Source organism: Vibrio barjaei, assembly GCF_001639065.2.
GTDB lineage: Bacteria > Pseudomonadota > Gammaproteobacteria > Enterobacterales > Vibrionaceae > Vibrio > Vibrio barjaei.
Window position 1 is genome coordinate 131,565 of record NZ_LQXO02000053.1, and the last position, 22,452, is coordinate 154,016.

The 22,452-nt window shown below is 41.7% G+C and carries 20 protein-coding genes; 6 read left to right on the plus strand and 14 right to left on the minus strand.

Going from position 1 to position 22,452, the window contains the following annotated elements; translation table 11 throughout:
* Positions 1-6: 6 nt before the first annotated feature.
* Entirely contained in the window at positions 7-2,691 is a 2,685-nt protein-coding gene (locus AWH66_RS21175; protein ID WP_063603590.1) for a bifunctional acetate--CoA ligase family protein/GNAT family N-acetyltransferase, read from the minus strand.
* A 244-nt stretch (positions 2,692-2,935) separates the two neighbouring features.
* On the opposite strand from AWH66_RS21175, the gene AWH66_RS21180 reads away from it, so the two are divergent.
* Positions 2,936-3,526, plus strand: a complete 591-nt coding sequence (locus AWH66_RS21180; RefSeq protein WP_063603589.1) for an SPOR domain-containing protein — start codon at positions 2,936-2,938, stop codon at positions 3,524-3,526.
* A 164-nt stretch (positions 3,527-3,690) separates the two neighbouring features.
* The gene (locus AWH66_RS21185; RefSeq protein ID WP_063603588.1) at positions 3,691-4,686 is read left to right on the plus strand and encodes a D-alanine--D-alanine ligase; all 996 of its coding nucleotides are present in this window, start codon (positions 3,691-3,693) and stop codon (positions 4,684-4,686) included.
* Here the strand turns inward: AWH66_RS21185 and AWH66_RS21190 are convergent.
* Positions 4,683-5,642, minus strand: a complete 960-nt coding sequence (locus tag AWH66_RS21190; RefSeq protein WP_063603587.1) for a site-specific integrase — start codon at positions 5,640-5,642, stop codon at positions 4,683-4,685. The genes AWH66_RS21185 and AWH66_RS21190 overlap by 4 nt on opposite strands.
* A gap of 97 nt (positions 5,643-5,739) precedes the next feature.
* Here AWH66_RS21190 and AWH66_RS21195 point away from each other — a divergent pair, with 97 nt between their 5' ends.
* On the plus strand, positions 5,740-6,114 hold the full coding sequence (locus AWH66_RS21195) for a DUF3319 domain-containing protein (RefSeq protein ID WP_063603586.1): 375 nt from the start codon (positions 5,740-5,742) through the stop codon (positions 6,112-6,114).
* Position 6,115: 1 nt separating this feature from the next.
* Complete coding sequence (gene yciH, locus AWH66_RS21200) at positions 6,116-6,427, plus strand: stress response translation initiation inhibitor YciH (protein ID WP_063603585.1); 312 nt, start codon at positions 6,116-6,118, stop codon at positions 6,425-6,427.
* 1,276 nt (positions 6,428-7,703) lie between these two features.
* On the opposite strand, the gene AWH66_RS25515 is transcribed toward yciH, so the two are convergent.
* The 8 genes from AWH66_RS25515 to AWH66_RS21235 form a co-directional block, all read right to left on the minus strand.
* Positions 7,704-7,865, minus strand: coding sequence for a YoaH family protein (locus AWH66_RS25515; RefSeq protein WP_083400095.1), 162 nt, complete (start codon positions 7,863-7,865; stop codon positions 7,704-7,706).
* 78 nt (positions 7,866-7,943) lie between these two features.
* Positions 7,944-9,062: a conjugal transfer protein TraF gene (locus tag AWH66_RS21205; protein WP_063603584.1), complete on the minus strand. Its 1,119-nt coding sequence runs from the start codon at positions 9,060-9,062 to the stop codon at positions 7,944-7,946.
* Positions 9,063-9,153: 91 nt separating this feature from the next.
* A complete protein-coding gene (locus tag AWH66_RS21210; protein ID WP_063603583.1) occupies positions 9,154-10,032 on the minus strand; it encodes a DUF2861 family protein in 879 nt (292 codons plus the stop codon).
* Positions 10,032-10,691: a response regulator transcription factor VxrB gene (gene vxrB, locus AWH66_RS21215; RefSeq protein WP_038226856.1), complete on the minus strand. Its 660-nt coding sequence runs from the start codon at positions 10,689-10,691 to the stop codon at positions 10,032-10,034. Before vxrB ends, AWH66_RS21210 begins: the two co-directional genes overlap by 1 nt.
* Positions 10,666-12,120: a sensor histidine kinase VxrA gene (gene vxrA / locus AWH66_RS21220; RefSeq protein ID WP_143081554.1), complete on the minus strand. Its 1,455-nt coding sequence runs from the start codon at positions 12,118-12,120 to the stop codon at positions 10,666-10,668. Before vxrA ends, vxrB begins: the two co-directional genes overlap by 26 nt.
* Positions 12,121-12,741: 621 nt before the next feature.
* A complete protein-coding gene (gene pntB / locus AWH66_RS21225) occupies positions 12,742-14,145 on the minus strand; it encodes a Re/Si-specific NAD(P)(+) transhydrogenase subunit beta (RefSeq protein ID WP_063603582.1) in 1,404 nt (467 codons plus the stop codon).
* 8 nt (positions 14,146-14,153) lie between these two features.
* Positions 14,154-15,692 (minus strand): Re/Si-specific NAD(P)(+) transhydrogenase subunit alpha, encoded by a 1,539-nt coding sequence (pntA, locus tag AWH66_RS21230; protein WP_063603581.1) that lies wholly within the window; start codon positions 15,690-15,692, stop codon positions 14,154-14,156.
* A gap of 344 nt (positions 15,693-16,036) precedes the next feature.
* Positions 16,037-16,312 (minus strand): HlyU family transcriptional regulator, encoded by a 276-nt coding sequence (locus AWH66_RS21235; protein WP_063603580.1) that lies wholly within the window; start codon positions 16,310-16,312, stop codon positions 16,037-16,039.
* Positions 16,313-16,605: 293 nt separating this feature from the next.
* On the opposite strand from AWH66_RS21235, the gene AWH66_RS21240 reads away from it, so the two are divergent.
* Positions 16,606-17,844, plus strand: a complete 1,239-nt coding sequence (locus AWH66_RS21240; protein ID WP_063603579.1) for a GGDEF domain-containing protein — start codon at positions 16,606-16,608, stop codon at positions 17,842-17,844.
* A gap of 16 nt (positions 17,845-17,860) precedes the next feature.
* Here the strand turns inward: AWH66_RS21240 and AWH66_RS21245 are convergent, their stop codons facing one another.
* Both AWH66_RS21245 and AWH66_RS21250 read right to left on the minus strand, forming a co-directional pair.
* On the minus strand, positions 17,861-18,832 hold the full coding sequence (locus tag AWH66_RS21245) for a Solitary outer membrane autotransporter beta-barrel domain (protein WP_063603578.1): 972 nt from the start codon (positions 18,830-18,832) through the stop codon (positions 17,861-17,863).
* Positions 18,833-18,969: 137 nt separating this feature from the next.
* A complete protein-coding gene (locus tag AWH66_RS21250) occupies positions 18,970-19,953 on the minus strand; it encodes a GGDEF domain-containing protein (protein WP_083400096.1) in 984 nt (327 codons plus the stop codon).
* Between the two features lie 213 nt (positions 19,954-20,166).
* Here AWH66_RS21250 and AWH66_RS21255 point away from each other — a divergent pair, with 213 nt between their 5' ends.
* Positions 20,167-20,604 (plus strand): DUF3069 domain-containing protein, encoded by a 438-nt coding sequence (locus tag AWH66_RS21255; protein ID WP_038226845.1) that lies wholly within the window; start codon positions 20,167-20,169, stop codon positions 20,602-20,604.
* Positions 20,605-20,648: 44 nt separating this feature from the next.
* Here the strand turns inward: AWH66_RS21255 and modC are convergent, their stop codons facing one another.
* A complete protein-coding gene (gene modC / locus AWH66_RS21260; protein WP_063603576.1) occupies positions 20,649-21,761 on the minus strand; it encodes a molybdenum ABC transporter ATP-binding protein ModC in 1,113 nt (370 codons plus the stop codon).
* Positions 21,758-22,450, minus strand: a complete 693-nt coding sequence (modB, locus tag AWH66_RS21265) for a molybdate ABC transporter permease subunit (RefSeq protein ID WP_063603575.1) — start codon at positions 22,448-22,450, stop codon at positions 21,758-21,760. The genes modC and modB overlap by 4 nt, the downstream gene beginning before the upstream one ends.
* Positions 22,451-22,452 lie beyond the last annotated feature (2 nt).

Consider the following 22,452-nt stretch of genomic DNA (forward strand, 5'->3'; position numbering starts at 1 on the left):
CTCAAGTTATCGATTTAACACTAAAACCATATCTGCTACGCCATCTTCGAATTGTACGTCTAGCTCAAAACCCAATTTTTGAGCTAGCGTTAGCATCCCGCGGTTTGTCGGCATGGTCATGCCAGAAATCTGTCTAGTCTTCTTACTTTTACAATAATCAATAATTTTGTTCATTAATACTCGCCCAAGCCCTTTGCCTTTCAAATCTGAACGTATCAATATGGCGAACTCGGCGTCAGAATTGTCGGGTGTAACTAAAACCCTAGAGACTCCGATGATATGTGGACTAGCGTAACTAAGATCAACAGCGACAAATGCCATTTCACGGTCGTAATCGATTTGAGTTAAGTTTGCTAACGCCTCATGATTGAACTCTCCGACATCTGAGAAAAAACGTTTATAAAGGTCTTCTTTGGTGACGTTATTAATGAAGTCTGCATGAAAAGGTTCATCCTCAGGTCGAATAGGGCGTAATGAAATTTTGGAGCCATCTTTCAAGGTTATGAACTCCTCCATCTCAGTTGGATACGGCCTGATTGCGAGTCGAGCTTGAGGTTCACCTTCGTAGCCTTTTATTACCACTGAAGCATCTAATATAGTGATGTCATCACCATTCAAAAGGAGTGGGTGGATATCTAACTCGTGAATCTCCGGACAAGCGACAATGATCTGCGAAATTTTTACTAAAAACTGAGCTAAGTTGCCTAAATTCACCGGATTAGGAGATTGCTGGAATCTTAAAGTTCCTTTATTGATTGCATTAATAATTAAGTAACGAGCCAGAGCCATATTAACTGGAGGCAATGCGGTGACTGCCTCTTTTTCAATTTTCCAGTCTGAGCCGCCTTGACCCAGAAATATTGCGGGTCCGAACGTAGCATCGGTGATCACTTTGACACGAATCTCTTGACCACCTGCAATTTTAGCCATTTGTTGAACCGTCAATCCTTCAATTCTGGCTTCAGGATAGGAAAGCTTGGTTCGATCGAGTATTGACTGTGCCGCGCTACTAACTTCGTTGGCATCTCTCAAGTTTAACATGACGCCATGTATATCAGACTTGTGAGGGATATCTGGAGAACGGAGTTTAACTGTGACAGGGTAACCAATATTTTCCGCTAGATGAATCGCCTCGGTCGGATCATGTGCCAACCAAGTAGGTAGTGTGGGAAGTTCAAATAAATCAAATAGTTGCTCACAAATATGAGATTCGAGTTGCGTGTATTCTTTATCTTCTGATATGGATTCTACATGGGATGTGAGCCATTCGTGAGCTTTAGAAAGTTGCTCAGTGGTGTACGAATCTGTCGTTGTCGGTGTTTCCATTAACTGCCACTGATTTCGTCGGTATTCTACCAAATGCATGAAGGCCGTGACTGCACTCTCGGGAGTTCTGTATGTTGGTATGCCATGATCGGTAAATAGAAGTCGAGCCTCTTTAGCTGTCGCTTCTCCAGACCAGTTAGTTAAAACGTTAAACCGTTTGGACTTAGGATGTTTTTGGATCGTTTCAATCAGATCCGCAGCCGTCTGCTTCGAATCCGCTGTAGCAGATGGGCTATGCATGATTAGAATAGCATCCACTTCATCACTGTCTAAGACTATGCTTAGTGCGTCACAATACCTTTTCGCTGTTGCATCACCAACGAGGTCAATAGGGTTTCCATTGGACCAAGTGTCAGGCAAAACCTTAGACAGTTTAGTTATTGTCTCATCGGAAAGTTGGGCGATACTACCACCTCTATCGGTTAGCGTATCCAATGCCATGTTTGCTGGTCCAATTCCATTGGTTATCACAGCAAGTCTTTCTCCACGAAGCGGGACGGAATGTGTTAACGTTTCTACTGCTGCGAATAGTTCGTGCGTGTTGTTTACCCGTAGCATACCGGCGCGCTGGATCGCCGAGTCGTAAACGATATCAAATGAGTGGTAATCATGGCCTTGGACTAAATTAGTCAGGTTGTTTCTACCTGCTTTTAAGACCAAAATCCGACGGTTACGCGAGGCAGCGCGCGCTGCCGACATAAAACGGCGAGCATCGCGAATGGAGTCTACATACAATAAAATGGATTCAGTCTTACTGTCTCGAGCTAGGTAATCAAGTAACTCGTCAAAATCCACATCCAATCCGGAACCAATAGATAAGAATGCCGAAAAACCTATGCTCTTATCATTGGCCCAATCAAGTATAGTGGTGCAAACGGCTGATGATTGAGATATGAATGCCAGTTTACCTGGCTTACAATTAACGGGAGAAAATGACGCATTGAAATTTTGCCAAGGCAAAAGGATGCCAAGACTATTTGGACCCAATATGCGCATTCCAGACCGCTGCGCTATCTGAAGACATTTTTGTTCTATCGTTGTCGTTTCATCAAACGGACGACTCATATCTGATGCCATCACGATAACCGTCTTAACGCCAGAAATCGCAAGATCGTTGAATAAATCTACGTTTCGCTCACCTTTAGTGCATAAGATGGCTACATCTGGCTTTAATGGGAGTTCACTCACTGCACGATAGCAGAGTATGCCGTTAACTGACTTATATCGAGGGTGGACAGGCAAAATCGTGCCTTGATAACCTCCTAAGAGAAGGTTTTTAATCACTACGCTACCAGCTCGATGAGGCTTTATCGATGCGCCGATAACAGCAATAGAAGATGGCTTGAAAAGTGTATCTAACGACATGGTTTACCTCTACAGCAGTAAAAGACGACAGTGACCTACATACGATCCCAATGAGACCTAACTATAGTAGTCTAGGAAGGCATCACTTAGACACTGCTGCCTCCTAAAATTAGACATAACATATTGCTGTACCTCAATTATTGTGTAACATGTCACAGGAAGAAAGGACAGGTGCTGTGAATCTTTGATTCAAGAGAATTCTGTCTGCATGATTTAGGGAATTATTAACTCAGGCAGTAATAAAATGAAAAAAGTCGTTATTTTAAGTTTAGTTTCATTATTAGCAGCGTGTTCTTCTAGTGAGTATACAACCGAGGTGAAATCTGAAAGTTATCGCGAGGATTACACACCAGTAGAAACAACGACAGTTGCTCCTGTTGCTGTAGCGGCTACGCAAACAGAAGATGTTAAGAAAGAGCCAACGGCACAGAAAACCCCCGTGCAAGAGCAAAAAGTGGCTGAAACAACCACGACAACGACCCAAACACAGCCCGCTAAAGATGATGTAGTGAAAATCGTACCACCATCAAAAAAACAAGCTGAGCAAGATTTCCGCTTTGGCTACACAATTCAAGTAGTCGCCGTTGGCAGCCAAGCCAAAGTTGCAACTTTTTCGGATAAACTACCAAAGAACGGCCAACCAATTTGGCAAAACTACAAGGTAGTTAACGGAACAAAATGGTATTCAATCCTCTTCGGTGACTATGCTACGAAGCAACAAGCGAAGGAAGCTATCGCGACACTGCCAAAAGAGTTTAAAAACCTTAAGCCGTTTGTACGTAGCATCGACCAAATCAAAAAGTCAGAATATCCAACATTGAGCAAGCTGAACTAATTGATACTCCTACGGTGATAACGCGTTCAATCCAAAATTGAGCGCGTTTTTGTATGTATTGTGTGCAGACAGTAACTATGGTGGCAGATTTAACAGATTTAGAACTGAATGTTGTTTCTCGATCGTTTATCATTTAGTGAAAGCAATTTAAGGACAAGCTTAAGATGTCAGAACTCAATATCCTTCTTCTATGTGGTGGTGGCTCTGCTGAGCACGAGGTGTCTCTCGTTTCAGCCAACTTTCTAGAAAGCCAACTCAAACTCAATCCTAGATTCAATGTTACCCGGGTTGAAATAACTCAAGAGGGTTGGAAATGCAGTGATGGTCATTTAGTTGTTTTAGACCTTAATCAAAAAGCCCTTGTTAATGATCAGCAAATTTTACATGTAGATTATGTTGTCCCATGTATTCATGGCTTTCCTGGTGAAACCGGCGATATTCAATCTCTTTTTGAGATGGCAGGTATTCCGTATTTAGGATGCGGTCCTGAAGCTAGTAGTAATAGCTTTAACAAAATCACCTCGAAGCTGTGGTATGACACATTAGGCATACCTAATACACCTTATCTGTTCCTTACCGATAACGATAAAGAAGCTCATGCGAGAGCTGCTCAAGCTTTTGAAAAGTGGGGGAAAGTATTCGTAAAAGCCGCAAAGCAGGGGTCTTCTGTTGGATGTTACAGTGTAACTGAGGCCGAGCAGTTAGAGGCCAGTATTAACGCAGCTTTTGGTTATTCGGACCAAGTTGTCATTGAGCAGTCGGTAAAACCTAGAGAGCTTGAGGTCGCGGCGTACGAGTACAAAGGAGAGTTGCACATTACCAAGCCTGGAGAAATTATTGCTCCCGATGGTGCGTTTTATACTTACGATGAAAAGTACAGCGCAGACAGTCATTCCACTACAACAGTAGAAGCGCGTGACCTAACAGACGAGCAGTTAGAAATCATTCATACCAGTGCGGTCAAAGTATTCACTCAAATGAAACTCAGACACCTATCAAGAATTGATTTCTTTTTGACAGAAGACAACAAGATTTACCTAAACGAAGTTAACACTTTTCCAGGTATGACTCCGATCTCTATGTTTCCAAAGATGGTTGAGCATTCTGGTCTTGAGTTCTCTGAGTTCTTGTCCGACTGTATTGAATCTACATTCCGTTAATCATAGTTATTGTCGTCTTTAAACTTTGCTTTTTCCTTTTCGGATAATGTCCGCTTGCCACTATATTGTAGTGGCATAGCGGGGCTAGCCCATCGACCAAATTCTTGAATTTCTTTTATTTTAAGACCGTCCTGAGCCAACTTTTTAACAGCACCTACACGACACGATTGGGAAGAGAATTTAACTTCAAATGGCAGGTCAAGTATGTCGCTGGCTTGACGTAGGATTCGAAAAATTGAAGAATCATTCAGTTCGTTGTCCTTGATGTTGCCGTGTCGGTCAATACCAGTAAACACAGTAGAGCAGGGTGTCAATTCGAGCCACTTTAATAGAATGATGCTTGATTCATTACTCAATTGGTAAACTGCACCATCAATTTCCACGAAACATTCACCATGCTCGTTCAGCTGAATATTCGTTCGAGATAACTGACGTAAATCTCGCCGTTTTAATGCGCATTCAAACATCACGCTATATATTGCCATGTCTCTAATATCTTTCGGAGATTGACTACGACCGAGTTTCAACCTCAGCTGTTGTAGGTGTTCCTGTGTTAATGCTTGAGTTTCTGAGACAGAATCAACGCCTAAAACTCTTATTTTTTCAATAAGTAAGCCTACTTCTCTTGATTTGGTAGGATCTTTAAACTCGAACAAATAGTGGATTAAGGATATAGTTACAGCGTAACGCTTTATTGTTGAGAATTTCCGTTTTTGTTGTTCATGCTCGATAAATGCTTTTATGGTGGCAACGGACGCTGGAAGTGATGGGTAATGAGAGCAGATACAAAATTCATTGAATAAATGCCAATCTTTGGTCATTGCGACGACGGAATTTTTAGAGTATCGATAGGACGTTAGTTCATCAAAGGTACTGGTATCTATAGAATTTCTAAGTTTCGCCAAGTATCTATCAATTTGTTTTGTTTCTGTGATTCTGGGTATGTCTTTTTTCATACTAATGCACTATAACTCAATTGATTGGTTTAGAATAACTGATACCATGTGAAACGCAACGTAAAGCATCAACGTACACAATAAGAGATAGATCTTTATGGCTCTAGCGAGTTATCGTGGGTTTACCCTCAAGTCCATTGGTACAACAAACCAAATATGGAAAGTAACTATTAAAAATAGAGAGTTACAAGGCTCTTTATCTGCGGTTAAAAAAAGCATTGATTGGTGGTGTGATACGGCGTCTATCATAGACCCATCACAGCTAACACAAGCTGCAACGGAACGCGCGAGCGGGACAGCAGGCACCCAAGAGAATTTTCATGGGTTTACTATAAAGAACGATACAGGTGCAAATAATGCCTGGTACTGTATGTTTAATGGTAAACTTATCAAAGGTGGTAAGCTTGCAATCCAGCGACACATTGAAGCTTATCTAATCGCAAAAAAGAAAGCAGAACAAACTAAGAACTAACATGACTCTTGTATATTCAACAGAAACTGGACGCATTAAAGAAGAAAAACAAAAGCCAGAGCGTCCAAAAGGCGATGGTATCGTTAGAATTCAAAAACAGACTAAAGGACGCAAAGGTAAAGGCGTTTCAATTGTCACTGGCTTGGACTTAGAGGATGCCGCGCTAAAGCTTATCGCAGCGGAACTTAAAAAAGTTTGTGGTTGCGGTGGTTCTGTCAAAGACGGCAACATAGAAATACAAGGTGACGCAAGAGACAAGATAAAAGCCGCACTCGAGAAAAAAGGACATACCGTCAAGCTTGCAGGTGGTTAATCCAACAACATATTAGCCAGCATTTTTATGCTGGCTTTTTTAAGCCTAATAATCACATGAGTTAAACGTAGATGAACTCATGTGATTATTAGGTATTTTATGGTAAATATCGATTATGGTTAAATCTGCGCTAGAACAAGGTAGTAGAGCGGTTTAAGGTAAGGATTTTAAGCTCACGCATACGCCATTTAACATAAGATAGATAATACGCACTTAAGTGTGAGGTATTAACAAAGACGCAGTACCGTCTTTAGTCTGTGGCAACAACCGATAAACTAAGATTCTGCCAATCTACAGCTTTAATTAATGCTCTAGCAATCTAGGAACTGAACACTATTTTGTAAGAACTTTCAGGAACATACTCCTTTCTTAATAACGAAACCTCACGTTTGACAAACATTTTGACGATAAAAAAAGCCACTTGAATGTTGGGGAGTTCAAGTGGCATCCAAAAACACCTGACGGTGTATGTGCAAATATTATTGATTGGTGTTCCAAATTAAAAGCAGCATCACTTTGAAGGAACCTAGACAAACTAACTTAAACTTCTCCGCTTACATAATAACGTTTTAACACGAAACCACATTTATGCTTTGTTAAGCAGCGTTCTGGTCGTTGTCCTAGTTTATCTTTTTGGATCGTTGACTTTAACCTAGGAGCAAGCTTTATGGTTAACAAATGAGAATCAATTAGTCGAGTATATTTGTTATGGGTATGTGTCATCACAACGGTTCAGATATTCAAAACACACGTCCGATATGGCGTGTACTTTTAATCGTAGCTGGTCTGGTTTTAGCTATAGTGCTGCTATTTGGTTAACGTCGAGAGCAAGTTTTCAATAGAAACGTGACACTGTCATGCATTATTTCGTTTAAGTAAATCAAAACCATCTATCAGTCTCTCTAATCGACTACATGGCTTTTTATTGCCACAAGCCTCGCTTCCTTAAATAAGATCAAATAATGATCGTGATTACTTACTATGTCTAAGCTACCTGTATTTATTGGGCAGCATAATTCACTGCTAGATATTTGCCACTCAAACAACCGAGTAATTAAGTTACAACTTGAGATTTTTCGATGACAATGGCGACAGATTATTCTGCGATAAGTGATTGATATAAAATAGTTAAGTTGTATATCGCCTCCGAATGACGAAGTGAAACATGTCTTTTGACTCTATCCTACCTTATGCATTCGATAAGCGAATAGGTGAATTTTGGATACAAAAAAAGCCCTTTTAAAGGGCTTTTATAGATAAACTTGTCTAACAGAAATCAACTTTGTTCGTTAGAACTGTCGTTCGATTTTTCTTCTCGGATCTCTTGAGCTATGATTTTGATCGCTTGAGCTGTGCTAATCCCCTGCTTCATCAGTTCTTGGATTCGTTCTACAGCAGCTTGCTGCTCTTCGTGGCTAAGAGATAAATCGTCAAACATAAAGTCCTCCCAATAACACGGACGTTAATTAATGACAGGACTATAGACTATTTAGATTTACTAGCAAGAGAATTAAATCTAATACGTTGCAATAAAGTTGATTGAAGCCCCCATAGCCTGAGGTGATGTGTAGCTAGCAGCAATGTCCATTTCAATAATATTCAGAGGACGTAAACCGATACCTGCAGTGATTGTTCCTTCTGAATCTCGAGCCATGTTTTTCATGTACCCTCCCCTTAACTGAATTTGTCGTGCTAAGTCGACTTCTACACCTGCTCTTAACATTCTTACGTCATCGTCGAACTGTGTGAATTTTTTTTCAGTATTGAGGTCGTAGTCCACAGAAAACTGAAAGTAGTCTGCTACAAAGCCCGCGCCAACGGTATACAAAGGTGTCAATTGGTATTCGTAGCCGTATTGTATGTCTTTCCCGCCGATATTCTTAGTGCCGCTCGCAGTTTCAATATTTCTAGACAACATATTTTTGGCCGAAAATCCAAGTCTAAACGGACCATGGAACCACAATGCTCCAGCATCGATGTTAAATGCTGTATCGCCCTGAGAGTTTTCTCTTATGTTGTTTAAATTGAAATCATTTAGTGAGCTTACTGAAGCGTAGGTATAGGTTCTTTGGATTTTAGGAGAAACGCCGAATGAAAAATGTTGACCAAACAACGTTTGGTATTTGGCCAAAGATATCCCGATTTCTGTAACGGCTACTGAAGCGGTTTTGACCGCTGACCTAGCCGCTTTATCCGCATCATTACTACCTGTTTGATCAATATCTGGTGTTGCAACGTTTTCCACATAAGCTTTGCCGAAAATATTTGCCGCGATGTAACGGTTAGGAAGCCCAAATGCTACAGCACCACCAAAATCTACTTTGGCCTGAGTACCATTTAACTCATTAAGCGCCGACGCACTTGGGTTATTTACCGCGTTATCAATTTTATCTAACATTTTGTCTTCGTCGTTGTAGTTTAGCCCTAAGCTAGGTAACAACATTCCTGCATCATCGTTTCGTCGATAAATAGCGACGAGTGCTGGGTTATAAAATGGAGCGGTGAGATAAGAAGCAGAAACAACACCTGTTCCACCCATTGCGTCACCACGAGCGTCGATTGCTAACGTCGAAGCGCCTGCCGACATAGAAGTAGCGACAATCAGGGCTGCTAGTGTTTTTAATTGTGTTTTCATCTAAAAATAACGCCGTTAATCCTTTGTGCATTTATTAACGGCGTCGATTCGAGATTCTTTAGTGATTTCAGAGCGAAATATTACTTATGAGCTATTCGTCGGCGGAGACGTCGAACGTTTTACTAATTATTTGAGAGCGCTCGAAAAGTATTGGGCCTTGCCAACGACTTTGCTTCATCGAAACCGCTAATACATAGCGATCAGGTGTGACGTTGTTTGCTTCTAGACTTGTCGGATAGTCGGACTCGTATTCTTTGCCCCAAACTTGAGTATATTTGCCGCCAATGTAATCGTATAAACCAACTTCGAGTTTTGGTAGCGGGCAGTAAGGGTTTAGAAGCGCATTTTTTTCGATACGCCATTCATCTTTCGCTGACCAACGAACAGTCTGTTTCAATGACTGATCGGTAAAGATTAACCACTGGCTCCAAGTTTCACCATCAAGTAAGCGCACGTCAAGACGATAGAGACCGACATCTAATGGTGATGTTAAGTTGTAACGGATCCCATAAGCGGCCTCTTCGGTTACGGCGTCACCAATTGGATTCACATAAAATTCGCTATCATTGGAAACTCTTCGATCAACCCATTTCTTTAGGCTTATTTCTGAAATGACGCGCTTTGATTCAATTTCTATCGCAGATAAATATGTGTCTCTTCCGGGACTTTGAATAGATTGTTGTCTTACTACCACGGAGTCTATCCATTCTGGTAGGGGTTGAGAGGAGTAACCTTTACCGCAATCCACTTCTAAAGATTGTAAAAACAACCTGTTTATATGGTTTTTAATACTCTTAGTCGGTTGTTGCTGCCACTCTTCGACTAGTGATTGGAACATGGATTCCAAATCACGATTAAGTAAATGACGATGCGCCTGTGTAATGGTTGTATTATTTTCAAACCAATCGGCACCAACTGATGTTGATGCCGTAAGGATTGCTAGCGCTAAAAATTTAGATGCTCTAGACATTAGCCTTTCATTTTGTAGCCAACACCACGAAGTGTTTCGATCTCTAGTCCAGGAAGCTTCTGTCTAAGTTGTAACACGTGGGTATCAACGGTTCGTGTTGTTGGGAAATGATTATAACCCCAAACATGATCAAGCAGCTCATCACGAGTAAATACACGTCCCAAATTACTTGCTAGGAATAGCAGTAGATCAAATTCAGTGCGTGTTAATGTAATCAGTTCACCTTTATAGTTCACTTCACGAGTCGCTTTATCGATCACTAGACTCTCAGTTACAACCTTAGTTGCGTCCTCCGAGTCTGCTTCTGGCGCACGGAGTTGTGCACGAATACGAGCGAAAAGCTCCGCTTCTGCGAAAGGTTTGGTTAAATAGTCATTTGCACCTGCATCTAAGCCAGTAACTTTGTCTTTAACCGTTACTAACGCAGTGAGCAATATCACTGGAACATCTTTGATTTTCTTCCAACCAGCAAGGTGCTCAACTGAGTCACCGTCTGGAAGTTGTCGGTCGAGAATTACCAAGTCTGCTTCTTCCCAGTGTTGCTCAACCTGAGAGATGAATTCAGCGTGAAGGCAGTTATAACCAGCCAACTCTAAACTCACCAAAAGGCCGTCAGCTAGATTCTTGTCGTCTTCAACAAGTAGCAGTGTCTGTTTCACAAGGTATCTCCAAAATAAATGTTGTTGGTGGCCCGACTAGGTACATCTTACCGCCCATTCGACCAACCATAGATTCTACTATAGTAAGGCCAAGCCCAAGACCTGCCTTACTTACAAATGGCTTTCTAAGCTCACGCCAGTCCTTTGAAGTTAATTGTCCGTTGTCGATGACTTCAATTTTGATAGAGTTTGAAGAAGTCACAACATTCAAACTCACTGGTGCAACGCCGTACTTAATCGCGTTACGTATTAGGTTATCAATACAAGTTCCTAACCAATATATGTTAATTTTAGCGGCTACGTCTTGGTTAATAGTCAAATTCACGTCAGCTTCAAATTCTTCCTCTGCTTTGAAACTTAACCAATCTTGTACAGATGGTAGCCATTCTGTCGATAAAGGTTTGTTATCAGATTGCAAATAGTCCTTACTGGCCTCAGCTAACTGACGCAGTCTACGTGTATCTTCACATAGTCTTCTAAACTCATCATATACAGTTTCTGGTAAGTGCTCAAATTCACGTCTGAACCCTTCGACTGTCAGAGATAAACTAGCGATGGGTGTTCTCAATTCGTGTGTAAGAATTTGTAACACTAGCATCCGGCTTTTCATCTCTTGACGTTTTGTATTCCAGCGATAGATTGCCCAACCAATTACTAACAGTATGTTAGCGATGATCAAACTGATCATGCTGATACGAAGTACATCAGAATGGTCTTCAACTTCCCAACATAAGTTTCCTCTTTGCACAAAACACGTATTGGTTTGAGAAGCTAGTTTAAAGTTGAGGCCAGCCTCTTTGGCTTTAGAGGTCCAAATGTTCGAAGGGAACAAATAGTAAATATCGCCTCTTCTCAACCACAGCTCCTCGTTTTCAACAAACATTGAGGAACCACGGATCAAAGAAATGACAGTTTGCTCATCCATTACTTGCAGCCTACCCAAGAGAGAACCAGGAGGTGCCAGTTCTCTTTCTTTGATATGCATAAACTTTTGAAGCTCTTGTTTTTTATCTGGGTATTTAGTGATGTACCTAGCGGCGTAAGTACCACCACCCGGATGAATCAGTCCACTGCGCGCAAACCATTTCGTCGATAGCTTACGGCCACCACACATTGCCCTTGTAAAAACTAAAGGCTCTGTGATTAAAGGGCTTAGTGGTAACGTACCACTGCACTTTTCAGCTAACCGATAGAGTTGTTGTACTTCTTTCAGAGGGTATTTACTTGTTTGAGGAAGCATAGATATAGGTGTAAGAAGCTGTGTCGGGTAGTCAGCCTGAATAACCCTCACATCGTATGAAGCGCTCGCTTGCTCAAAATCAAAAAAACTGACGAAATTATCTATACGTTCAGGTAGCGACTCGGCAAAAGCTAGAGGAGCAAGAACAATAGATACAATGGTAAGCAAAGGGCGCGCTAGTTTCTTCAAACGAATAATCTTGTCTGGTCAATAATATAAAAACACTAATTTACATATTATCGGCAAGATTCGCGCCAAGTGCACGCAATTATTTTGTCAATTATTGGAAAACAAGATTTGTGGTACTATTTTGCATTCTGACTTCAATGTATAGCCAGTGTTATGAAGTCAAAATTTTTCCAACTCGACCTTTTAGATTAGTTAACCGTAGTTCAGCTATGCGCTTCTGGCGTACGATGCTATGTGCTGTGCCATGGTCTGGATCGACACAAGTTTGATACTTTGGCTGCGAGTAAAGGGGCGTTGAGCAACTAAAATACTGTGCACAGGCATCGTGTCGTTTGTCGAGAATTGAGGTGATGTCAGCTAGGTTACTTTTATGAACTAGATAATAAGATTTGGAGTCCTTTGCATAGTTTACTATTCCAACTGTTATAATTGCGGCAAAAGCTATAAAGCAAGCAAAAGATTTTAGCATCGGGGTCCCCTATTTGAAGTGTATTCGCACTGACTTGTGAGGTTTAAATCAGTACTTAGACTACAAATTACCGACGATTCTATTGGTTATAATGGTTATAACCATACACAAATAAAGCCAGCGTAAGCTGGCTTTATTATTTTGATTAGGCTTTAAAGTGCTTTGGAAATAGCGTCCACACTCTCCTTGGCATCACCAAAGAGCATCGAGGTATTCTCTTTAAAGAACAGTGGATTTTGTACACCGGCATAACCCGTGTTCATAGAGCGCTTAAACACAATAACATTCTGTGCGTTCCAAACTTCTAGAACCGGCATGCCAGCTATAGGACTATTTGGGTCTTCAAGAGCAGCAGGGTTAACCGTGTCGTTTGCACCAATAACTAGAACCGTATCTGTTTCACTAAAGTCATCGTTGATTTCATCCATTTCCAGAACGATATCATAAGGTACTTTCGCCTCTGCCAATAGAACGTTCATATGACCAGGTAAACGACCCGCGACAGGGTGAATACCAAAACGAACCTCTACGCCTTGAGCACGCAATTTTTCAGTGATTTCATGTACTGGATATTGGGCCTGAGCCACCGCCATACCGTATCCAGGAGTAATGATAACTGACTTACTATTTTTAAGCATGTCAGCAACATCTTCAGCCGATGTTTCGCGATGTTCACCTTGCTCTTCATCACTTGAAATAACCACTTCTTGACCAAACCCGCCAGCAATGACACTAACGAACGAACGGTTCATCGCTTTACACATGATGTAAGAAAGGATTGCGCCTGATGAGCCGACCAATGCACCAGTAACGATAAGTAGGTCATTTGCTAACATAAAGCCAGCTGCTGCCGCTGCCCAACCAGAATAAGAGTTAAGCATTGATACAACTACAGGCATATCTGCACCACCAATGGAGGCAACTAAGTGATAACCGAATGCGAAGGCAATCAGTGTCATCACGATCAGAGCAAACATGCTGCCGTCTGCTTTCACGAAATAGATCATCAACAAGGTTGAGACAACAATCGCAGCAAGGTTGAGTTTATGTTTGTGTGGGATGTTAAGTGGCGATGATGAAATAACCCCGCGTAGTTTACCAAATGCCACAATAGAACCAGTAAAAGTTACCGCACCGATAAACACGCCTAAGAATACTTCTACCATGTGAATAACATGATGAGCATGAACTTCGGCTTCAGAAAGCATTTCAACGTTGGCGATCGCCGGTGGATCAATGTAGCTATTGTAACCAACAAGAACGGCGGCTAAACCTACAAAGCTGTGAAGAATTGCCACTAGCTCAGGCATTTCAGTCATTTCTACTTTACGTGCGTAGAAAATACCAATCGCCCCACCGATTACCATGGCCACGATAACCCAACCGAAGCCTTGCGCATCGGGACTGAAAATCGTCGCAATTAATGCGATTGTCATACCAGCAATGCCGTAATAGTTACCAGCACGAGCTGAGGTCTGTTTAGACAACCCCGCTAAACTCATAATGAAAAATAATGCAGCAACAATGTATGCTGCTTGTACTAATCCTGCAGACATGTTGCCTCCTATTTATCTTTACGGAACATTTCAAGCATGCGCTTGGTTACGGTAAAGCCACCAAAAATGTTGATGCTTGCTATCAATACTGCGATAAAGGATAAAAACGTGACAACGCCACTTCCTTGTCCAATTTGCAAAAGCGCACCTACAACGATAATCCCTGAAATAGCGTTAGTTACCGACATGAGTGGTGTATGTAGTGCATGTGTGACGTTCCATACCACGTAATAACCTACTACACACGCCAACACGAAGACCGTAAAGTGAGATAAGAACGCAGCTGGCGCAACAGAAGCAACCCAACCAAATACACCAACGGCTGCAGCAAGACCAAGCAGTTTTTTCACTGGTGACGTTGGCTCTTCAACTTTTTCCGCAGGTTTAGCCACTTCGACTTTTGCCGGAGCTGGTTGTGCAGATACTTGAATTGGCGGTGCTGGCCATGTGACCTCACCTTCTTTAACTACGGTTACACCGCGAAGTACGACGTCTTCAAAATCGATGTCAATATTGCCGTCTTTCTCTTTACAAAGTAGTTTTAGAAGATTGACTAGGTTAGTCGCATAGAGCTGAGAAGATTGAGTTGGAAGGCGGCCTACCATGTCAGTATAACCGATAACTTTAACACCATTCTCTGTTGTTACCACTTGGTCGGCAACGGTGTATTCACAGTTACCACCATTTGCGGCAGCTAAATCAACGATAACACTACCAGGTTTCATTGCATCAACCATTTCTTTAGTCACCAGCTTTGGCGCTGGTCGACCAGGAATCAATGCCGTAGTAATAATGATGTCAACGTCTTTCGCTTGCTCCATATAGAGCTCAGCTGCTTTCTTGTTGAATTCATCTGACATTTCTTTCGCGTAGCCGTCACCTGAGCCCGAGTTTTCTTGGTAATCGACTTCCAAAAACTCTGCACCCATCGACTCGACTTGCTCTTTTACTTCTGGACGTACGTCAAATGAACGAACAATTGCGCCAAGACTGCCTGCAGCACCGATCGCTGCTAAGCCAGCAACCCCAGCACCGGCTACCAGTACTTTAGCAGGTGGAACTTTACCAGCGGCGGTAATTTGACCAGTAAAGAAGCGTCCAAATTCATGTGCAGCTTCTACGACAGCTCGATAGCCAGCAATATTGGCCATTGAGCTTAGTGCATCTAAAGCTTGTGCACGAGAGATTCGCGGTACCGAATCCATAGCCATCACGTTAATGTTCTTGCTTGAGAGCTTTTCCATTAATTCTGGATTCTGTGCCGGCCATACAAAGCTAACTAAACTTGCTCCATCTTTAAGGAAAGCTATTTCCTCATCAGTAGGCGCATTTACTTTTAGTACTATATCCGACTCCCATACTTCCTTTGAAGAAGTGATGGTTGCTCCAGCCGCTTCATAAGCGGAATCGTCAAAACTCGCAAGCAGACCTGCTTGTGATTCTATTGAGACATCAAACCCCAATTTTAGTAACTGCTCGACCGACTTGGGCGTCGCAGCGACTCGCGTTTCTCCCGCGAGAATTTCTTTTGGCACACCAATTTGCATAGCTATTCCTTAACTATTGGCAGAAGTATTGTTCTTTTTTAACCAACCAAGTGCACAACATCAAGCAATTTGTAATAAAAAAACAATATTTCATTACATATAACTGAACGTAATGACTTTTAAACAGGCATCTTTAGTAAAAAAACCACACGAAACCCTCAATATAGAGGTCTTACCAGTGCTATAATACGCTTTCGCAGAGGAATTTCGTGTAGGTAGGTCATATTATGACAATAAATGCTGCAAGCAGATGACCAACATCAATTAAATCAAACAACTAATACTGGTCTTGCCAGAATAAATCTTCATCAATCGACATTAATATATTGGTGGTGGGATTGACTTTAGAAAATACTATCACCCATCTGATCGATGAACATTTGTGCTTTTTTTAACATTAACTCATTCGCATCAGACTCAGACCCAACCACATCAGAGCGAATAAAACGATGCTCTTTTGTTTCATCACCAAATTGCTTTGTAATCCTGCCAGCAATCCTATACTGACCACCTTCAGCCAATGCTTCTTGGTAGATTAAAAAACCTTTGTATTCAACTGGCTCAACGATTTTTGGCTCGGCAGCCTTAGCGCCACCAAATAACTTAGAGAAGAATCCCACTTTTTTTCCTCTTTCTATATGGATTGATTCATGTTGTAGGGTTTAGAGCGCTTGGTCAACCATTAGCGTATGGAAAGTGAATCTTGTTTACAGTTTGCGTTATTTCTACCTTCCCCTGTATAGGCGTTAGGTTTTATAAACTCATTAAACTAATGAAGCGATTTTTCTTGAGTTTGAGAAAAGGGTGTGAGTTTTGAGTCTTGCATTAACAAACTACTTGGCAAAACATCAAATTACCGTATCCTAAGATGTTGAACTATAATCCACTGTTAAGTCTCTGAGTCATATCGTTAATGTCGACCTCTTTTGCTAGCTCAAATCTGTTCCGGCTATTTATTCCACTTATCATGATTGCGGGTATTCTCGTAGGCTTAAACCATATCATTGCTGCCACTCAAGCCAACTCAGGCTTTGTTACAAACCTGCCCTATATTTTGTTTGGTACAGCATTCGCGCTAAGCCACAGCTTCAAGCAATCACGCATTGCTATGGTGGCGCTTTCTATGTTGTTGGCGTACGGTGTAATTCAATTAAGATTACAAAGTCCTTTATCGACAGGTACGACTCTTTTGGAACTCTCGCTGTTAAGTTTTCTGCTACCTGTAGCTTGCTGTCTTGCGTTTTTGTTTCCAGATACCGGTGTGTTGAGCAAGGGAATGTACCTTTTCTCTGCGATTGTCATCAGCTTTTTACTATGGAGTTATTTGATATTGAGCCACTTCGCTACTGGTGGCTTTAACCATTTTGACAGTGACCTGCTCTTCGCCATCCCTGAAATCTCTCGTTTACCTTTGGTTTTAGTTTTGTATTGCCTCGCTATAACAGGTGCAACGGGTATTTTCTTATTAAACTACAATCGACCAATAGACGCTGTTGTGTATACCAGTATTTTGCTTGCGAGCAGCACATTCATTTTCTTTCATGTACCCCATATGTCGAGCACCCTATTTTCTTTAGCAGGTGTTCTAGTCATTATTTATGTCATTTCTGCCAGTCATCAAATGGCATTTAACGATCGACTCACTAATATTCCAGGTCGTCGCGCTTTAGAAATGGATATGAAGCACTTGGGCAGAAAGTTTACTGTTGCTATGTTGGATGTTGATCATTTTAAGAAGTTTAATGATACCTATGGTCACGACACTGGTGACGACGTATTAAAACTAGTTGCTTCACGAATGTTATCTGTTGGCGGTAACGCACGAGTCTATCGATATGGCGGCGAAGAGTTTACGATTCTGTTTAAGGGTAAAACAGCCAAGGACAGTAAAGTCTACCTAGATGAACTAAGAGAGAAGATAGCGGATTATGAAATGGTGATTAGAAATAGCGTCGAACGCCCGAATGACAATAAAAAAGGCGCAAAACAACGTAACGCGAACAGCAAAGGTGCAACAGTAAGCATCACTGTGAGTATTGGTGCGGCAGATAGCAAAAGCACAAGAAAACCAGAAGAAGTTTTAAAGAAAGCTGATAAAGCGTTGTATAGCGCCAAAGAAAAAGGGCGCAATCAAGTACAGTGCGCCCGCTGATGCTGTTTTATGTGAACTAATCTTGGTTGAAAAACAACACAATGCTACCGCCTTTGAGATCACTTCCGTAGTTAATACTTAACCCAATCCCAATATTATCAACATACTCAATCTTAAACGGAGGCGTCATCAACCAACCAACCGTTCCTTCATAGTAGTGAGGAGCTCCTAGCATGCCGACAGTATCCCCTCCAATATCCACTCGCCTTATGCTTGTGTAGACAGTCTGAACTGAGCGCCCCCAATCAGTAACGTCATAAAACAATTTGGCTTCATTGGACCAATACCAACCTTCTGGTGTTCCAACATCTCCGTCATTTGCTTTTCCCCAGCCTACGCCTGAGAAATAGTTAAATGTAGATTTAAATTTCACTTCTCCCCAAGGCTTGTATTTGTGGTAGTTAAAACCGACTTTAGGTTGGAGACTTGCTGCCCATGCTGAGGTATTGACTATTTTACCATCTATGAAAGGTTGAAATAGTTTTGAATATGGCGATTGAAAATCATAATCACTGTGCAGATATTGAAGGTGCGCACCAATACCGGTCTCAAACGTCCAGTGCTTAGAAAACTGTATTTCTTGTTCGTAGCCTGTAAACGCACCCAAAACATATTTGGTATGGCTGTCTGGTGCATCTAGGATTTGGTCCTTAATTCTAAGCGCTGAAAACCTAAGCATTAGTCTTTGCTGGAAACTATCATCATCATTTAGTGAAAAAGTAAGCGGTAGCGCCGAGACCGCAATATTTTTACGTCGATCAAGCGCCTCCTGAGACCCTATTTCGTCGTTATCAATATTGAATACTGAGCTCGGGTCAAAATCTTTGAACCCTAATGTTAGAGCATCACTGTCCGTGAGAATGATGGCAGCTGCAAAATCTTCTTCAAACAAGTCGCGAAATTCAGGGTCAGCTACACTGTGAGACGATAAAGTTGTAAAACACATCAAAGAAATGAAACGAGCCTTGAACACAGCTTTTTTACCCATTGAGGAAATATCTTAATAATAGCCCCACAATGAATATTTGTGGGTAACAGTTTGTAATCTAGGAAATTATCTACTGGAACTACATAAAAAAGCTCCTCAATAAATTGAGGAGCTCAGAACGTAATTTTACGTCAGACTCAAGACGTTGTACTAATGATATCGCCTTCAATCTGAGAAACATACCGGTCTCTACCGGTTCGTTTGGCTTGATAAAGCAGTTTGTCAGCACTTTCATACAGCTCGTTAATGGTCTCAGTCCCAGTTGGAATTAAACTAAACACTCCAAGTGACAGTGTCACTCTATCCGTAGTGTTAGAAAATTGATGGGGAATATTTAACTGAAAGATCCCTTCTCTAACTCTAGCCGCATTCTCTTCTGCTTCACGAATATCACATTTGCTGAGTAGAATAACAAATTCTTCACCGCCATATCGGCCGACATACTCGCCACTACGAATAAACATCACATCAAGAAACTGAGCAATATTGATTAAACATTGATCACCTTCCGTATGGCCATAATTATCGTTGAACGCCTTAAAGTGATCGACGTCCATCAGAATAACCGAGAAAGGTATCTGATGTCGACCGTGCCATTGAATGAGCTCAGTGAGCTTTTCGTCCATATAACGACGGTTAAAAAGTTTGGTCAGTCCATCTTCATTTGCTTGATGTTGTAGTGCCCTATTAGCCTCTTCTAGTTGGGCGCTTGCTTGTTTAAGCTCACGACGCATATCAGCTATACGTTGCATAGCGACAAGTTTCGATTGCAAGACTATCTTGTTAACTGGTTTAACCAAGTAATCATCACCACCTGCCCTGATAGCCTTTGCAATCATTTCCGGTTCATCATGACTGCTCAGAAAAATGATGGGAATCCAGTCCGCTTGATAGCGTTCACGTATCTCCGCAGCCACCTGAAAGCCATCCATTTCCGGCATCGAGATATCAAGGAGAACAAGCTCGGGATCAAATGATGGGTATAAGGCTAGCGCCTCTCTTCCACTCGCGGCGACTTCGACTTCATGCCCAAGTTGTTTAAGTCGAATTTGAAGCTGCATCCGTTCTAGTTGCGCATCATCTACGAGAAGAATTCTCATTGAAGAATCCATGGGTGTCATAAGCCTTCCTGTAATTGCATGCCAACCCTAATGAGTCAGATATAACACATATTAGGACAATATTCACTCACTCCCACTTTAATCCAAGTTTTAACGTATTGATAAGGCTGATTTGTCCAATATCGGGAGGATTTTTGTCGAGACTTCGATTATTATTGACTTTTACATCGCTTCTCCTACGATAAGCGCAATTTTAAACACTGAGATAGTAGTATGTCTGAGACACAAAACAACGAAGCAACCAAAGTTGACCTAGAATTGGTATCCCCAGAATTACGTCAAGTCATCGCGTTTGATGATGTTCCTGAAGAATTGCATAACATGGTGGTCTCTATTCACGAAGTGACTGAAGAAGCTGTGCGTGAAGCTTGGGACACATTACCTGCCAGTGCACAGAATATCCTCGACAACTTTGAGCAATTCCATGCTTTAATCTCAGTTAGTCAAGCATTTGCCGGCGTGAGCACAATGGAAGAATTCACGACAATGGACTTCCCTGCTGACATGACTGACGAAGAGAAAGAAGATTATCGTGCTCAACTGCTGGATAAAGTCTTAAGCAACTGCATTCGTGATATGGTTAAGCAGATTAAGAAAGCGCGTCGTGATGCTATTCTTAAGCGTGATTTCAAAGAAGTATTTGAAAAATAAAGTAATATATTCTCATTTAAAAGGTCGCGAGTTCGCGACCTTTTTTATATTTGCGGTTCAATAGCAACGTCTTTCTGAGAGACGCTGACACCTTTTATTTGAGCATATACTTTCTGACCTACTTCTAGCGCAAGATCGTCTATCGCCCATTGAGTTACTGTCGCAATCAATCTCTGTTGATTCGTCAGCGAGAGAATGACTTCTACACTCTGCCTAGACGTCCCTTTACCGCCAAGGTGAATAGCGTTTACCGTACAGGATAAAATATTACGAATAGATGTTTTATTTGGGCGTTCTAGTGCGATGGAGACATCGCTCGCTCTCACTCTCAATCGAACATGTTCACCTATCACGCCCTCTGTATGTTGAACCCATAAATAATGTTGCTCGGTTAACGCTACTTTCGTTAGCCCGTAATAATTATTTTGTTCAAGGATCTCTCCCTTAAACAAGGAGCTTCTATCTGAAAATGATTGCCACGACTGCATAATTGATGAGCTCCAAACATTTTCAATGGTATCGCTTTCCACAACTCTGCCGTCTTCGATGACAACGAGATGCTGAGCAAGACGAAGGATTTCATTCAAACTATGAGTAACATAAAGGATTGGAATATCAATAGAGTGCGATAGTTTCTCCAAAAACGGCATTAGTTCACGTTTACGTGAAATATCTAACGACGCTAATGGCTCATCCATTAACAAAATTTGTGGTTTACTTAGGAGTGCTCTTCCGATTGCTACACGCTGTTTCTCTCCCCCTGACAGGCTGCTTGGATAACGATTTAGCAAATCCCCAATAGCTAAAAGTCCAACAATTTCATTAAAATACGCAGGGTTGCTATCTGTGACACCGTAGCGTAAGTTGCGAATAACAGTCATATGGGGAAACAATCTTGCATCTTGGAACACGTAACCCACTTGTCTACTTTCAATTGGCACATCAAGTTTTAGGGTTGAATCGAACAAAACGCGATCTGCGACTTTAATCATGCCAGAGTCCGGCGTAACCAGTCCGCTGACCAAATTAATCAACGTCGTTTTACCAGCACCAGAGCGTCCAAATATGGCCGTGATACCTTTCGACGGTAACTGTGTTTTTAAGTGAAAGCTTTTATCAGAGAAGTTCTTTTTAACGTCGAGACTTATTCTACTCATTTCGCTACACCCAATCTCTTACTCATCCAACGATTTAGTCCTTCTGCAAAATAGAGGGATGCAAGAGAAATAACAATCGAGATAATACATAGCCTCATAGCCGCATCTTCCGCACCCGGGGTCTCTAAGAAGTTGTACATAGCGAGCGGAATGGTTTGTGTTTCCCCAGGAATATTTGACACAAAACTTATCGTCGCCCCAAACTCCCCCAAACTTCGGGCAAATGAGAGCATAGTCCCGCTTATTACTCCTGGAATCACGAGAGGCAAAGTGATGGTATAGAAAACTTTCAATTGCGAAGCACCAAGTGTTCGGGCGGCCTGCTCTAGTTTTTGGTCGACACTGTCCATAGAGAGGCGAATAGAGCGGACCATAAGAGGGAGTGATACAATGATGCAAGCAATAACGGCACCTCGCCAACTGAAGCTGAAACTGATGCCTGTAAGCTCATAAATGAATTTTCCAATAACCCCTTGTCTGCCCATAGAAATCAGTAACAAATAGCCAATAACCACGGGAGGAAGTACAAGAGGAAGGTGAATCAAGCTATCGAGAATGCTTTTGCCGTAAAATTCTTTCTTACTTAAGACCCACGCAAAAAACACACCTATAGGTATCAGCCAAACTATAGCGACACCAGCTACTTTCAGACTCAACAGTAATGCTTGGATTTCATAGTCTGTTAACATGT